The sequence below is a fragment of the Flagellimonas sp. MMG031 genome (genome assembly GCF_040112705.1).
Lineage (GTDB): Bacteria > Bacteroidota > Bacteroidia > Flavobacteriales > Flavobacteriaceae > Flagellimonas.
The window spans coordinates 1,659,495-1,673,403 of sequence record NZ_CP157804.1 but is presented as its reverse complement, the minus strand read 5'-3'; the positions used below and the strand labels follow the sequence as shown (position 1 = coordinate 1,673,403).

General features: G+C 45.2%; 15 protein-coding genes. 6 read left to right on the top strand and 9 right to left on the bottom strand.

Translation table 11 applies throughout. The features are described 5' to 3' along the window. Positions 1-44: 44 nt before the first annotated feature. From ABNE31_RS07510 to ABNE31_RS07500, 3 genes are read right to left on the bottom strand one after another with little or no spacing between them, the layout of a single operon-like run. On the bottom strand, positions 45-998 hold the full coding sequence (locus ABNE31_RS07510; protein ID WP_179385015.1) for a MoxR family ATPase: 954 nt from the start codon (positions 996-998) through the stop codon (positions 45-47). Between the two features lie 4 nt (positions 999-1,002). Further along, positions 1,003-2,403 carry a peptidylprolyl isomerase gene (locus ABNE31_RS07505; RefSeq protein ID WP_349352906.1) on the bottom strand — a complete coding sequence of 467 codons (1,401 nt, stop codon included), beginning with the start codon at positions 2,401-2,403 and terminating at the stop codon, positions 1,003-1,005. Next, on the bottom strand, positions 2,387-3,268 hold the full coding sequence (locus tag ABNE31_RS07500; protein WP_306014583.1) for a peptidyl-prolyl cis-trans isomerase: 882 nt from the start codon (positions 3,266-3,268) through the stop codon (positions 2,387-2,389). Before ABNE31_RS07500 ends, ABNE31_RS07505 begins: the two co-directional genes overlap by 17 nt. A gap of 117 nt (positions 3,269-3,385) precedes the next feature. Between ABNE31_RS07500 and ABNE31_RS07495 the strand changes: the two genes are divergently transcribed. Genes ABNE31_RS07495 through ABNE31_RS07485 form a run of 3 tightly spaced genes read left to right on the top strand, consistent with a single transcriptional unit; the run spans position 3,386 to position 5,245 of the window. Continuing rightward, positions 3,386-3,838, top strand: a complete 453-nt coding sequence (locus tag ABNE31_RS07495) for an SRPBCC family protein (protein WP_349352905.1) — start codon at positions 3,386-3,388, stop codon at positions 3,836-3,838. Positions 3,839-3,843: 5 nt separating this feature from the next. After that, positions 3,844-4,101, top strand: coding sequence for a hypothetical protein (locus tag ABNE31_RS07490; RefSeq protein ID WP_293285540.1), 258 nt, complete (start codon positions 3,844-3,846; stop codon positions 4,099-4,101). Between the two features lie 10 nt (positions 4,102-4,111). Next, the gene (locus tag ABNE31_RS07485) at positions 4,112-5,245 is read left to right on the top strand and encodes a serine hydrolase (protein WP_349352904.1); all 1,134 of its coding nucleotides are present in this window, start codon (positions 4,112-4,114) and stop codon (positions 5,243-5,245) included. A 74-nt stretch (positions 5,246-5,319) separates the two neighbouring features. Here ABNE31_RS07485 and ABNE31_RS07480 read toward each other — a convergent pair whose 3' ends face one another. Continuing rightward, on the bottom strand, positions 5,320-5,835 hold the full coding sequence (locus tag ABNE31_RS07480) for a fasciclin domain-containing protein (protein WP_349352903.1): 516 nt from the start codon (positions 5,833-5,835) through the stop codon (positions 5,320-5,322). Positions 5,836-5,953: 118 nt separating this feature from the next. Between ABNE31_RS07480 and ABNE31_RS07475 the strand changes: the two genes are divergently transcribed. Continuing rightward, on the top strand, positions 5,954-6,517 hold the full coding sequence (locus tag ABNE31_RS07475) for an RNA polymerase sigma factor (RefSeq protein ID WP_349352902.1): 564 nt from the start codon (positions 5,954-5,956) through the stop codon (positions 6,515-6,517). Beyond that, entirely contained in the window at positions 6,514-7,269 is a 756-nt protein-coding gene (locus ABNE31_RS07470) for an anti-sigma factor (protein ID WP_349352901.1), read from the top strand. The genes ABNE31_RS07475 and ABNE31_RS07470 overlap by 4 nt, the downstream gene beginning before the upstream one ends. 103 nt (positions 7,270-7,372) lie before the next feature. Here the strand turns inward: ABNE31_RS07470 and ABNE31_RS07465 are convergent, their stop codons facing one another. Both ABNE31_RS07465 and ABNE31_RS07460 read right to left on the bottom strand, forming a co-directional pair. Continuing rightward, positions 7,373-8,989, bottom strand: a complete 1,617-nt coding sequence (locus ABNE31_RS07465) for a Gfo/Idh/MocA family oxidoreductase (protein ID WP_179385023.1) — start codon at positions 8,987-8,989, stop codon at positions 7,373-7,375. Next, positions 8,986-9,465 carry a DoxX family membrane protein gene (locus tag ABNE31_RS07460; RefSeq protein ID WP_179385024.1) on the bottom strand — a complete coding sequence of 160 codons (480 nt, stop codon included), beginning with the start codon at positions 9,463-9,465 and terminating at the stop codon, positions 8,986-8,988. The genes ABNE31_RS07465 and ABNE31_RS07460 overlap by 4 nt, the downstream gene beginning before the upstream one ends. Positions 9,466-9,595: 130 nt before the next feature. Here ABNE31_RS07460 and ABNE31_RS07455 point away from each other — a divergent pair, with 130 nt between their 5' ends. Continuing rightward, positions 9,596-9,739, top strand: coding sequence for a hypothetical protein (locus ABNE31_RS07455; protein ID WP_349352900.1), 144 nt, complete (start codon positions 9,596-9,598; stop codon positions 9,737-9,739). A 9-nt stretch (positions 9,740-9,748) separates the two neighbouring features. Here the strand turns inward: ABNE31_RS07455 and rimO are convergent, their stop codons facing one another. From rimO to ftsY, 3 genes are all read right to left on the bottom strand, one after another. Beyond that, positions 9,749-11,050: a 30S ribosomal protein S12 methylthiotransferase RimO gene (rimO, locus tag ABNE31_RS07450; RefSeq protein ID WP_349352899.1), complete on the bottom strand. Its 1,302-nt coding sequence runs from the start codon at positions 11,048-11,050 to the stop codon at positions 9,749-9,751. Between the two features lie 78 nt (positions 11,051-11,128). Next, a complete protein-coding gene (locus tag ABNE31_RS07445) occupies positions 11,129-12,790 on the bottom strand; it encodes an amidase family protein (RefSeq protein ID WP_349352898.1) in 1,662 nt (553 codons plus the stop codon). 6 nt (positions 12,791-12,796) lie between these two features. Further along, positions 12,797-13,753, bottom strand: a complete 957-nt coding sequence (gene ftsY, locus ABNE31_RS07440) for a signal recognition particle-docking protein FtsY (RefSeq protein ID WP_349352897.1) — start codon at positions 13,751-13,753, stop codon at positions 12,797-12,799. Between the last annotated feature and the right edge of the window lie 156 nt (positions 13,754-13,909).

Below are 13,909 nucleotides of genomic sequence, written 5' to 3'. Positions count from 1 at the left end.
TTGGAATTAGAATCGAACTAAATCCTTCTGGACCGAATTATTTTTTACAACAGTTCCGTAATAATTTTTTCCTCGGTAAGGCCTTCAGCTTCCGCTTTGTAGTTTTTTAAAATCCGGTGACGAAGGATTCCCAGGCTTACCGCCTTTACATCTTCAATGTCCGGAGAGAACTTCCCGTGGATGGCGGCATGGGCTTTTGCAGCCAGCACCAAATTTTGTGAAGCCCTTGGCCCAGCGCCCCAATCGATGTAGTTTTTTACAAAATCCGGTGCGTCTTCTTGCCCTGGCCTTGTTCTGTTCACCAGCCTAACGGCATAATCGATAACATTGTCGGGTACTGGTATGCGACGAATCAAATGTTGCACTTCAATGATCTCTTCAGCATCAAAAAGTGTATTGATGGTCACCTGATCATCGGTGGTGGTGGATTTGACCACTTGTATTTCCTCCGCTATGGACGGATATTTGAGTTCGATGGCGAACATAAAACGGTCCAATTGCGCCTCTGGCAAGGGATAGGTTCCTTCCTGCTCAATCGGATTCTGTGTAGCCAGCACAAAATAGGGCTCATTGAGCTTGTACTGCTTTCCACCAATGGTCACCGCCCTTTCCTGCATAGCCTCCAACAAAGCGGCCTGTGTTTTTGGTGGCGTCCGGTTGATTTCGTCCGCAAGGATAATATTCCCGAACACAGGACCCATAATGAATTTGAAGTTGCGGTTTTGGTCGAGTACCTCGCTGCCCAAAATATCACTGGGCATCAAATCGGGGGTAAATTGTATCCTTTTGAAATCCAATCCCAAGGTCTGCGCTATGGTATTGACCATCAAAGTCTTCGCCAGACCGGGAACACCTATCAGCAAGGAATGTCCTCCAGTGTATATGGACAAGAGTATTTGTTCGATGACCGCCTCTTGGCCCACAATGACCTTTGCGATTTCCTTTTTTAGCTCTTGATGCTTTTTAACCAGATTTTCTACTGCAACAACATCAGACATACAATTATTCCTTTACCCAGTTGTTCGCAAAATCACAGTCCCTATTGTCTGGGTCAACGTGAATATAGGTGTCTTCGATATGTTCGTCCATCCACTCCTTAATGGCCTTGAATTGTTTCTCGCGAAGAGCCAATTCCTGTATCTTCATATAATCTTTCGCAAAATCGGCCTCATGTTCATCATAGCGGTTGGAAATCTTCATGATCTTGAACTTTGGAGGTCCCCCTCTTGGGTCATCCTCGCGAATAGGCCTTGAAATTTCCCCGTCTTTCAGGTTTCGCACCTGATTGTAAAGGGTCGGGTCCATTTTGGTCAGTTCAAAACGGGAGTCGAAGTTGATTGGGTTTCGGAGCAAACCACCATCGAACTTGGTCTCTTTTTCATCGGAAAAGTTCAATGCAGCTTCTGCGAACGTATATTTCCCATCCAAAACCTGCTGACGGATGCTGTCCAGTTCTTTTACTGCTTTGTCAATGGCACTTTTGGGAATATCTGGAATCATCAAGATATGTCTTAAATCCAGTTCCTGACCCCTAATTTTTTCAATATAAATAATGTGGTAACCAAAAATGGTTTCAAAAGGCTCTGAAATTTCCCCTTCCCTAAGGCTGAAGGCAACATCCTTGAATTCTTTTACAAAAGGAGTTTCCTTGGTCATACTGTAAAACCCACCTTTTGATTTTGACCCTGGGTCTTGTGAGTACAAAATAGCCTTCACATTAAAACTGGCATCGTTCTCCAACACATCTTGACGGATTTCCTTCAGTTGGTTGATGACCTTTTGCTTTTCCTCTTCAGGGGCTTCCGGTTGTTTTACAATCTGGGCAATTTCCAATTCCGCTCCAAATACTGGGCGCTCATCTTCAGGAATTTTATAGAAGAACTGACGCACCTCCTCAGGGGTCACTTCAATTTCCTCGACAATTTTTCCCTGCATCTTTTCTGAAAGCATCCGCAGTTTGTTGATTTCAAACAGCTCTTCACGGAAACTTTCCATATCCGATTTTTTGTAGTAGCTCAGCATCTTCTCCACACTACCGATCTGTTGGGTCAGTTGCTGGATTTGACGATCACTTTGGGCATTCACCATATCGTCGGAGACTAACAAACTGTCCTGCACCGCTTGATGCGCATACAACCGGTCCTCCATAAGTTTGCCCAATAATCCGCAGCGGGTTACGTCTTCTGTGGACGCTCCTTGGTTCTGCAAATCGATCAAGGTCTTGTCGATATCCGATTCCAGGATCACATAATCGCCAATGACGGCAGCGATACCGTCCAATTTAACCCGGTTGGTATTAGTGGTGGAATCTGTCTCGCTCAAAGCTTGGTCCACTTCCTGTGCCTGCACCATTCCAACAATCGCTAAGAGTGCGATGGAAAGTGCCTTACTTTTCTTTGTCATAAACCTCAAATTCATTCTTCTTGATAGCTTCATCTATTATTTCGGTTTCTAGTTTTTTTACATAATTCAAACGTCTCCGGTTGAGTATCAATTGCCTTATGTCCGGTTCCACATAATCGAATGGGGCTGTTTCATTGACTTCCAGAACGTTGGTCACCCAGCCCAAATATACCTCTAACGAGTCTTGTAGCTCAAAAAATTGTGATTTTTTTAAGTGGGATTCCTCATTTGCCTGCGTCAATGGGGGTATTTCCTCTATTACCCGACTGGCACTTACCCAAATGGAGTCGTTAAAATGGATTTTTTTGAATTGGACGGCTATGGAATCCAAATACCGTTTGTCAGCCTCGTCCCAATTCTTGATTTTTTGCTCTACCCCATCGCGGTCCAGAAATTGTTCGGACATGCCCACAAAACGCAACTGCACCAATTTCTCGTTCAGTTTGAAATTTTCCTTTTCCCTATCGTAAAATTCTTGCAGCTGGTTTTTGGTGACCGCGGTATCTTGGGATTGGAGCACCAAAGCCTCAATGTAGGCACGTGTGTAAAGGTCCGATCTGTAATCCGAGACCAAACGGTCAAATTCCCTCAGCTTTTCTTCGGGCAGATTGATCTTGGATTTATCGAGCAGTAATTGCTTCGACGCCCAATTGTTGATGTAATTGGTTACGAAAATGGTGCTATCCTCGGCGGTCATGTCATCTCGTATCAAAGACGCGATATCTTCCTTGTAAAGATAGGTGTCGCCTACCCGAGCCAAGGGTTCCTTTTCCTCTTCCTTATTGAACATTCCCTCGCAGGAGGAAACCAATAGCGCCACAAAACAGCATAGTAGGAAGAACCTATTTTTTTGGAGCTTAAGCATTTCGCAAAAATAACAATTACAAAATCCCTTACAAGAAGGTTCTCATATCATTAACAGAATTTTTTGGTTGGGGATAGATGCACAGAAATTGCTACATTAGTGCAAAACCAAACCAACATGAAGTATACTACCGAAGTCGTTGTGAATGTGCCAAGGGATGAATTCATCGAAAAAATGATGAATCCCGAGAACATGAAACACTGGCAAAAGGGACTATTGGAATTTGAGCAACTTTCACCCAACCCCGGACAGGAAGGCGCCCAAATGAGCTTAAGCTATAAAATGGGAAAACGCGAACTTAGCATGGTGGAGACCATCATCAAAAAACAGCTTCCGGAAGAAATGCACATGACCTACGATACCAAAGGCGTGCACAATATTCAAAAAAACTACTTTAGGGACGAAGGAGACAAAACCCGATGGATTTCCGAGACGGAGTTCCAATTCTCCAGTTTTGGAATGAAATTGATGGGACTTTTGATGCCTGGGGCATTTAAAAAGCAGTCCTTGGCATACATGGAAGATTTTAAAGCATTCGCCGAAAAAGGCGAGTCGGTACTAAATAACTAAATACAATGGATAAACTTTTGGATAGAAAAATCAAGATTATTTGGGATTTTCGTGGACCCAGTGCGGCCCATACGGCAGAACATTACCTAAAGCACCTAAAGGAGTTCGTCGAGGTCGAAGAACTGAAGTACGATCTAGGAGGTGTGGAACATTTCAGCCCAACCCATAGCATTGCCTTTTTGGTAGTGGCGGAATTTGAACTCAAAGAGGTGCGCAGCATCCTAAAACCGCATAGGGGTCAGGTATATACGGGTGAAATATAAGGAATTGCTTATGTGGACCAGATTCGTAATCTTAGGCACGGCTTTGTGGGTCGTGTCCTGTGCAAAAAATGACACCACCCCCCCACTGGAGAAAGCCCTTGCTTCCCAGAGCCCGAACATTCAAAGGGTAATGGACAATTTGGATGCCTACGAGGTCCAAATTCGCTATACCCAAATTGACCGACGAAACGATAGCGTAATATTTACGGACCATGATTTTCAAGTGGACGCGAACAGCTATTTTTATCCGGCGAGCACGGTAAAGTTCCCTGCAGCCGTGGCCGCTCTGGAAAAGTTGAACGAGATTGACTCCCTATCCATGGACACCCGCTTTTTCGTGGAAGGCGATTCGGTACAGACCACCTTTGCCAAGGCAGTTTCGGAAATCTTTGCGGTTTCGGACAATGCAGCGAACAACCGCTTGTTGGAGTTTTTGGGGCAGGACGACCTCAACCGCAGGATGGAGCGAAGAGGGATCAGTCCCATTAGGATTGCCCATAGACTTTCCACGGATAATGCGGACGATGTGACCACCAAACCTTTGGTTTTTTACTTGAACGATTCGACCACGGCCTTGAGCAGCTCCATTATAAATGCCGCCATTCGTCCACTCGATTTGGACGATATCGAAAAAGGAAAAGGATATATTGCCGGTGAGACCTATCAACAGGGTGCCTTTGATTTCAGTTTGAAGAACTACTTTCCTATCGAAGCCCAATCCGCCTTGCTGAAAAGAATCATCTTCCCGGAAGTGTTTCCCGAAGCCCAACAATTCAATCTAAATAAGAAACAACGGGAATTTCTATTGGAAGCCATGCACACTTTGCCCTCAAAAGTGGGATACGACCCTGTGGAGTATTACGACAGCTATGTTAAATTCTTTCTGTTCGGCGATAGTACCGAACCCATGCCGGAGCATATCAAAATCTATAACAAAGTGGGCTATGCCTATGGCACACTAACGGACAACGCTTACATCAAAGACACCAAAAACAACATCGATTTTATGTTAACGGCCACTATTTTGGTGAATAGTGATGAAGTCTTCAATGACGATGCCTATGAATATGACGAGGTGGGCATACCCTTTTTGGCGCAATTGGGCCGGGAACTGTACCAATTAGAGTTGGAACGGAAAAGATAACTTCACTTTACCTTATAAAATAGAAAAGCACCGCCCCCGCGGTGCTTTTCAGCATCAAAACGAACAACGCTTACTTAGTTGGGCATTACAACATCCTCAATAATATGGATCACTCCATTTGAGGCAACGACATCGGTTTTGGAGATTTTGCTCCAGTTCCCTTTGGCATCTTTCAAATAGATACCGTCGTCCTTTTTCATAGCAGTCAATTTCCCACCGTTCAAGGTTGTAAGTTCTGCTTTACCATTTCCTTTTCCAAGGGCAGCGGCCACATCAGAGGCCATTAGCTTTCCGGAAACCACGTGATAGGTTAAGATTGCGGATAATTGTTCTTTGTTCTCGGGCTGCAATAGGGAATTCAAGGTTTCGGAATCGATTTTGGCAAATCCTGAATTGACTGGCGCAAATACGGTAAAAGGTCCGTCACCTTTCAAAGCTCCCACCAAATCGGCGGCCTTGAGTGCAGTGACCAAGGTTGAAAAGTCATCTACCGATACGGCAACATCAACAATGTCCTTAGATTGTGCTGTAGTTGTTTTAGGTGCCAGCAAAAGTACAAAGGCGGCTAGTGCAAAAATTAATTTTTTCATGTTTTCAGATTTAAATTTTAATGATTATTGTTTTTAAAGCGCTTTCTACTAGTATTTACACATGCTTTTACCTTCTGGATGAAGTCTGTAGTTTTTTATCATATCTTTAACATCGACAATGAGGACCACAACCAACGATACAGAGCTTATAAACCGATTGCTTTCCGGCGACAATGCGGCACTCTACCAACTTTACGATAAATATTCCGGGGCACTTTTCGGGGTCATACTCCGAATGTGCAGGGATCAAAATAAGGCGGAGGACCTGTTGCAGGAGACTTTTATCAAAATTTGGAAAAGTATTGATGGTTATGATGCATCCAAGGGAAGATTTTACACTTGGGCATACCGGATTGCACGAAATACGACCCTAAATGCATTGAGAACCAAGGACAAGCTCATCCAAACGGATGATTTGAGTGTATATACTAATATCAAGGATGATGAAGAGGCACCGGATTATTCAGAATTGAAAGGTTCCATCAAATCTCTGGAGCCCCACCATCAACAGGCAATTGCACTGGTATATTACAGCGGGTACACCCATAGGGAGGCCCACGAAAAGATGGGGGTCCCGTTGGGCACCTTTAAATCCTATGTTCGACAAGCACTAAAACAATTAAGGGAGACTTACGGTACCAAGTTGGTCTATATTTGGGCCGTTTTAGAATTAATGGCATGATGGAAAAGAAAAAGATATTGGAAGAAGGACTTCTGGAGCTTTATCTTACCGGAGAGCTTTCAGAGGAACAGGCCTCCATGGTGGAAGAAGCCCTGGACCAAGATACAGCCCTACGGGAGCAGTTTGATGCCCTGGAAGCCGACTTTGAACGAATGAGCATGGAGCAGGCCATTGCACCACCCCCAGCCGTGAAGGCAAGAATCAAAGACTCAGTACAACCTAATTTGGTACGTAAGACCAATTGGACGCCTCTTTCCATAGCGGCAGGTTTTGCCCTGATTTTTGGTCTGAGCAGCTTTTGGCTCTATGAAAAATGGCAAAATGCCGAAAGTAACTTGGAGACGCTGCAAACACAGACCGATAGATTACAACGTCAGGTAAATAATCTGGAATCTGAATTTCGATTGACGTCCAATCGTCTGGAAAGCATCAACAATCCCGATGTGATTCCTTTGGTATTGTACGGAAACCAAAAGGCACCTAATGGAAAGGCGGTTGCCTATGTAAACCACAAAAACCACCTAGTACTGGTCAACCCCAAAGGCCTACCCGTGTTGCCAAGTGATAAGACCTACCAAATGTGGAGCGATGTGGACGGGGAAATGATCAGTATGGGCACACTGCCCACAGATACGGAGCTAGTGTCATTAAAATATATCGAGAACGCGGAATCCCTTAACATCACTATTGAACCTGCAGGGGGAAGCGACCACCCCAACGTGGAACAATTGGTTTCCTTCGTTACCCTTTGATGTTTGGAAAGTACACTAAAATTAAAGTGGGACATTGACCAAGGAAAAATCCTTTTTGCAACGTCCCACTTTCCGGACTAAAATCCTTAAAAATCAAGAAACCTCACCCAACCATCTCTGGTTGTATGTTCCAATTTTCGTTGGCCAAGAGTACTTGGTCAAAATCAATGCCTTCGATGGGCTTTAAGGTCTGGCTAGCGGCATCCCACTCTATTTTTCTGCCCAATTTCCACGACAGACCTGCCATATGGGCCGAAATCGCTTCATCGAAGCCTTCGTTGATTCCACAACTGACCTTTCCTCCATTTTTAATAACGCTCAACCATTCGCGCATGTGCAAAAAGGTAGAGTCCACACGAACACCATCAATGTAGGTCCACATAAGCCCTTTATCAGCAAAATATTGCGAAGTTGCAGAGGATACCGCATCGGTAGCGGTACCTGCAGGATCATATTGATAAATGGGCACATCGGGTCTCATTTTTTCAGCTTCCAGCATTTCGGCATATCGGGTGGATGCGCCATCTGGCCAGACAGTCAAACGGTTGCCCAATTCCATGGTGGCATCGTGGCCCATCAAAACAGTGGGTCTGTTGAAGCCGTTGCCCAAAGTAGCACTGTAGCAGAATGTCATTCCTTTTTCCTTGCCCTTGGTTTGACTACTTCCTGTACTGAAATCCGGGAACTCCATATTCACCTGTATGACATCGGGAACGTTTCTGCCATCATTATGGGTGTATATTCCCCCCGAAGCACTCACCGAAGCAGGTATCCCCATATTGAGCACACAGTTCAAACGGTCGTAATCGTGGGTCAACAAATCTCCGGAGAGTCCAGAGCCATAGGCCCACCATTTGCGCCATCTAAAAAAGTGGTTCTTATTAAAGGGCACCTTTGGTGCAGAGCCCAAAAATTGCTCCCAGTCGATAGTTTCAGGACTGGCCTTTTCATGGATATCATAGTTCCAGGCACCATTGTCATCGTTCCTGTTGGTATTGGTCTGAATCAATGAGACATGGCCCAAAGTTCCCTTTTCCACAATATCCCTGGCTGTTCCAAAGCTAAGCGTCTGTCTGTGTTGATGACCCACGGCAAAAACCGCATCTGAATTTGCTGCGGCCTCACGCAACGTATAGGTTTCACCTACAGTATGGGTCATCGGTTTTTCCACGTACACGTGCACATTGTTGTTCAAAGCTTCGATGGACATGGGCGCGTGCCAGTGATCAGGGGTAGCAATCACCACAGCATCCACTTCACCGCTTCGGATCATATCGGTATATGTGGTGTATCGCTTTACTTTATGGTCCGCTGTGGAAAAGGAATTGATAAACGTTTCTGCCCTCACATCAAATATGTCGCAGATACCCACCAATTTGACATTGAGACGTTCTTGGCTTTCAAAATCCTCCAATCGTTTGTTATTGGGGTCTTCTTCGGCGGCCAATCGCATTTCCTCCTTCCATTCATCCGTTGCAAATCCCAAGGCCCTTGTCAACTGTTCGCCCCGTATACCAAACCCAATGACCCCGATACGAACAGGGTCTCCTCCTATTCCGGGTACGGCTGGGGGCAGTGACGGTTTTATATTGAGTTGCTCCAATATTTCCGAGCGCTTTTTTCTGGAACCGACAGAGGTCGCAGCTCCGGCCCACCATACAGCGCCCAATATGGGAAGGCCTCCCAATCCTATTAACAGGTCTCTTCTAGTCCATTTCATTGCTCTTGGGTTTTAAGTTTATGCTTTCTGAGATAGTCCAATCCAAAATACCGCCCCGTAGGCAGTTGGTAGATTACGATACAGGCCACCATTTCAATTAAGTTTTTGTTGATGAGCCAATAGTTCCCTTCCACATTCATTTGTGTAAGACCAGGAAAGGGTGGGTGAGCCAAAAAGTAAAGGGCAAGCAGGCCAATGCCCACTATAGCGCCAATACGTTCAAAAATGCCCAAGGTAAAGGTTACTCCCACTACCATGAGGGCAATAATGTTCAAGGTATCCACCCAACCAATGGTAGCATCCCCAATCAATAGGGTAAAGAACCACTCAAATGGTCCTTGTGCAGTGGCCAGGTACCCGAATGAGGTCCACTCGGGATTGTACATTTTCACCACACCTTCAAATAAAAAGTGCCACCCTATAAAAATGCGAAGCAGGGTGACGCTTGCTTTTAGTTTATTGTGATTTTGGTTCATAATGGTTATAGTTAATTGTCATTATTCAATAATAGCTCATCCAAAATGGCATAAAGCAGGGGATTTGGGGACCATGAACATGAAAAATGGTTCAATCCCCTAAAATTAGACAAGAGTCCAATCACAAACCATGACCATTGTCAGTTTTGACGGTTTAGAAGAAATGGAAAACAAAAAAGCCATTGTGTCAACGCGCAAAGGGATTGCGCGAAATACCAACAGCTTTATGGTATATGAGGTGCAACGGGAAGTTGCACTAGAAAATCTATATTAAAAAACAGGATTACACCGGTTCCCCAAAAAGGTCGTAGTCGGATGCATCCGTGATCTTGATGTTGGTGAAATCACCAATTTTCACGTAATGTTTGGTCGCATCTATAAGTACCTCGTTGTCCACATCGGGGGAATCAAATTCGGTACGACCGATAAAATGGTTCCCTTCTTTCCTATCGATAATACAACGGAAGGTTTTGCCAATTTTTTCCTGATTGAGCTCCCACGAAATCTGGGATTGGATTTCCATGATGGCATTGGCCCGTTCTTGCTTTACTTCTTCGGGGACATTGTCCTCCAACTGGTAGGCATGGGTATTTTCCTCATGGCTATAGGTAAAGCAGCCCAAGCGCTCAAAACGCATGTCCTGCACCCATTGTTTCAAGGTCTCAAAATCTTCCTTAGTCTCTCCGGGATAACCCACTATCAAGGTAGTTCGGATGGCCATTTCGGGTACCGCCGCCCTGAAATCCTGTAACAGTTTTGTGGTTTTGGCTTGGGTGGTTCCACGGCGCATACTTTTAAGTATGTTGTCGGATATATGCTGCAATGGGATATCGATGTAATTGCAGATTTTGGGTTCGTTGCGCATCACCTCCAACACATCCATAGGGAAGCCCGTTGGGAAAGCGTAGTGCAAACGAATCCATTCAATAGCCTCCACTTGGGCCAAGGCTTGGAGAAGTTCGGCCAAGTTTCGTTTCTTATACAAATCCAGACCGTAATATGTAAGGTCTTGGGCAATCAAAATTAATTCCTTAACACCGTTTGCTGCCAATTTTTCGGCCTCTTTCACCAAATCCTCAATGGGGGTGCTACGGTGTTTACCGCGCATCAAAGGAATCGCACAAAAAGAACATGGTCTATCGCAGCCCTCGGCAATTTTAAGGTAAGCGTAGTTTTTTGGGGTGGTGGTCAAGCGCTCACCTATCAGCTCGTGCTTGTAGTCGGCTCCAAGGGCCTTCAATAAATTGGGAAGGTCGGTAGTCCCAAAATAGGCATCTACATTGGGAATCTCCTTCTCCAAATCGGGTTTGTAGCGCTCGCTCAAACAGCCGGTCACAAAGACCTTGTCCACATCACCGGCCTCTTTGCGCTGCACGTATTCCAAAATCGTGTTGACGCTTTCTTCCTTGGCATTGGCAATAAATCCGCAGGTGTTGATGACCACTACATTGCCTTCCTCCTCATGGGCAACTTCCTTGTTGTTGGCACGCAGTTGTCCCATCAACACTTCCGAGTCGTAGACGTTCTTGCTACAACCCAAGGTCACCACATTGATTTTGTTCTTTTTAAGCGATTTTGTGCGCATAGTTCCTTAAAATGGAGTGCAAAAATACAACAACACAATGCATTACAGCCCGATTAGGTCATAATTTTAAAAAGGCATTTAGTTTTTGTATCCCTCTGGAATCTTTCGGGCCTTGGTCAGATCTTCAAAGGCTTTACCTATGCGCAATAACTGGGCTTCCGAGAGTGGCTTTCCAATAAACGTCAAGCTTTCGGGTTCACCATTGGCCTTGTACCCCATCGGAACGGTCAACGCCGGGTATTCTGCCACCGCTGCATAACCTGCGTGGTAGTTATTGATGCTCAAAACGGCGTCCAAATCTTGTTCTTCCAAAATTTGAAAGAATGCCCTACCCGATTCTTTTAAATTGATTTTGATTTCCTCAAATTCCTCTGCCGAAGTGGAATCCGCCAAAATCCCGTCCAATCGCTCTTGGCCATAAGGAATCCTAACCAAAGAGTCCTGTTGGTTGAATCTTACTACATCTTCAACGCTATCCACCGAAACTACATCTTTATTTTTGACTTGGGCCGCGATATAAGCCGGCAAGTCTTGCTTCATATCCAAATTCAGCAAGGTTACGAAACCATCTAAGGGAATGTTTTCGGGTTCAAATTCGATGATTTGTGCTCCCGCAGTGCGTAAGGCTTCCACATTGGCAGCGTAGATAGAATCCGCTTCCATAAGATTGGTCATCACCCCAAGTCGCAAATCCTCTATCGATGCTGAGTCCATCGCCGAGGACAACATACCTGTTTCGGAATCCAAGGACTTAGAGTCTTGGCTGTCCTTACCCAACATGGCATCCAATAAAATAGCGTTGTCCGTTACATTCTTGGTCATGGGGCCCGGCGTATCGAGGGTGCTGGAAATGGGCACAATTCCTGTTCGGCTCAACAAACCAATGGTCGGTTTTAGGCCTACGACCGAGTTCTGACTCGAAGGCGAAAGTATGGACCCCGAGGTTTCGGTTCCCACGGCACCTACGGCATAGTTGGCGGCTGTGGATGTTCCGCTCCCTGCACTGGACCCCCCGGTATCAAAAACCCGTCTTCCGTAGGGATTCAAGGTTTGTCCACCTACGGCACTTTGTCCATTTGGACATACGCCACAGATAAAATTGGCCCACTCGCTCAAATTGGCCTTGCCCAAAATAAGCGCGCCTTTTTCTTGTAAACGTTCCACGATAAAGGCATCATCTGTTTGGCTTTGTTGCAATGCAATGGCGCCTGCCGTAGTCTTCATTTCGGACGTTCCAATATTGTCCTTCAACAAAATGGGCATTCCATAAATGGGATGCTGGTCGCCTTGGTTGGCGTCCAACTTTCGGGCTTCTTCCAGTACATTCGGATTGAGCGCAATAATCGTGTTAAGAGTGGTATTGTTGGGCAGTTCGTATTTGTAGATTCGATGTAAGTAAAAAAGCACCAAATCTTCATAGGTGAACTTGCCGTCCTTGATATGGTTTTGGATGGTAGGAATATCCTGCTCCAAGACCAAAGGCTTCATCATGCCATATTGTTCTTCGGTGAATTGGGAAACCTCCTCGTAGAGGGGCAGAAACACTTCATTTTTGTCCAAAACTTTACTTTGGATGAATTTGTAGCGCATTCGTGGGCTTTCATTGTCCGCGCTTGCCGCTACTTCTGATGAGTCGTTGTATGGCGTCCACAGCACAACATCGTCTTTGGGTGCTGCTTCTTTTTGTTTACATGAAATAAATCCAATCAGGATAAAGAAAAGTAAGAGGTTTTTGTACATGGCTGTTTATATGTTGAAAAATGAATCGACGAACTCATATTTATTAAATACCTGAAGGTCTTCAATGCCTTCCCCGACACCGATGTATTTGACCGGAATCTGAAATTGGTCCGAAATTCCAATCACAACGCCGCCCTTGGCGGTACCGTCCAATTTGGTCACTGCCAAACTGGTGACCTCGGTGGCTTTGGTAAACTGTTTGGCCTGTTCAAAGGCGTTTTGTCCGGTGGAACCATCCAAGACCAAAAGTACTTCGTGTGGCGCATCGGGCACTACTTTTTGCATTACGCGCTTTACCTTGGAAAGTTCGTTCATCAAATTGACTTTATTGTGAAGACGTCCTGCGGTATCGACCAATACTACGTCGGCCTTTTCCGCCACTGCAGAATGCAGCGTATCGAATGCTACGGATGCAGGGTCACTTCCCATTTTTTGTTTGATGATGGGCACATCAACTCGTTGAGCCCAAACCTCCAACTGGTCAATGGCTGCTGCACGGAAGGTATCCGCAGCTCCCAAAACCACTTTCAGTCCTTTGGCCTTGAATTTATGAGCCAGTTTTCCAATGGTTGTCGTTTTACCTACCCCATTAACGCCGACCACCATGATCACATAGGGTTTTTTATCCGTGGGTATGCTTACCTCACTAGCTTCCCCTGAATTGGTTTCGGAAAGCAGCCCGGCAATTTCCTCGCGTAAAATGGTATTGAGTTCATCGGTGCCCATATATTTGTCACGGGACACCCGTTCTTCGATACGCTCAATGATTTTAAGGGTAGTATTCACGCCCACATCGGAAGTAACCAATACTTCTTCCAGATTGTCCAAGACCTCGTCATCGACCTTGGATTTACCGGCCACCGCCTTGCCCAGTTTTCCGAAGAAACTGGTCTTGGATTTTTCCAGACCTTTGTCCAAGGTCTCTTTTTTATCCTTTGAAAATATATTTTTGAATAAGCTCATCCTGTGTTCTTTGAGAATGACCAAAGATAGCAAAGTAAGGGGAGTTTTGTTTAGTCTAATTTTAGAATAAGCCTTCCTGAATACCATCACCAAAGTCACAGTGGAGCACCCTTTAAACCCAAGAAAAGCAGTGTTTTACCCTGCAAACCCATTGCT

What these genes read in the sequence shown, in the direction of transcription:
- ABNE31_RS07510 (WP_179385015.1), bottom strand. Translation starts at nt 998, where the DNA reads ATGTCTGATGTTGTTGCAGTAGAAAATCTGGTTAAAAAGCATCAAGAG.
- ABNE31_RS07505 (WP_349352906.1), bottom strand. Translation starts at nt 2,403, where the DNA reads ATGACAAAGAAAAGTAAGGCACTTTCCATCGCACTCTTAGCGATTGTT.
- ABNE31_RS07500 (WP_306014583.1), bottom strand. Translation starts at nt 3,268, where the DNA reads ATGCTTAAGCTCCAAAAAAATAGGTTCTTCCTACTATGCTGTTTTGTG.
- ABNE31_RS07495 (WP_349352905.1), top strand. Translation starts at nt 3,386, where the DNA reads ATGAAGTATACTACCGAAGTCGTTGTGAATGTGCCAAGGGATGAATTC.
- ABNE31_RS07490 (WP_293285540.1), top strand. Translation starts at nt 3,844, where the DNA reads ATGGATAAACTTTTGGATAGAAAAATCAAGATTATTTGGGATTTTCGT.
- ABNE31_RS07485 (WP_349352904.1), top strand. Translation starts at nt 4,112, where the DNA reads ATGTGGACCAGATTCGTAATCTTAGGCACGGCTTTGTGGGTCGTGTCC.
- ABNE31_RS07480 (WP_349352903.1), bottom strand. Translation starts at nt 5,835, where the DNA reads ATGAAAAAATTAATTTTTGCACTAGCCGCCTTTGTACTTTTGCTGGCA.
- ABNE31_RS07475 (WP_349352902.1), top strand. Translation starts at nt 5,954, where the DNA reads ATGAGGACCACAACCAACGATACAGAGCTTATAAACCGATTGCTTTCC.
- ABNE31_RS07470 (WP_349352901.1), top strand. Translation starts at nt 6,514, where the DNA reads ATGATGGAAAAGAAAAAGATATTGGAAGAAGGACTTCTGGAGCTTTAT.
- ABNE31_RS07465 (WP_179385023.1), bottom strand. Translation starts at nt 8,989, where the DNA reads ATGAAATGGACTAGAAGAGACCTGTTAATAGGATTGGGAGGCCTTCCC.
- ABNE31_RS07460 (WP_179385024.1), bottom strand. Translation starts at nt 9,465, where the DNA reads ATGAACCAAAATCACAATAAACTAAAAGCAAGCGTCACCCTGCTTCGC.
- ABNE31_RS07455 (WP_349352900.1), top strand. Translation starts at nt 9,596, where the DNA reads ATGACCATTGTCAGTTTTGACGGTTTAGAAGAAATGGAAAACAAAAAA.
- rimO (WP_349352899.1), bottom strand. Translation starts at nt 11,050, where the DNA reads ATGCGCACAAAATCGCTTAAAAAGAACAAAATCAATGTGGTGACCTTG.
- ABNE31_RS07445 (WP_349352898.1), bottom strand. Translation starts at nt 12,790, where the DNA reads ATGTACAAAAACCTCTTACTTTTCTTTATCCTGATTGGATTTATTTCA.
- ftsY (WP_349352897.1), bottom strand. Translation starts at nt 13,753, where the DNA reads ATGAGCTTATTCAAAAATATATTTTCAAAGGATAAAAAAGAGACCTTG.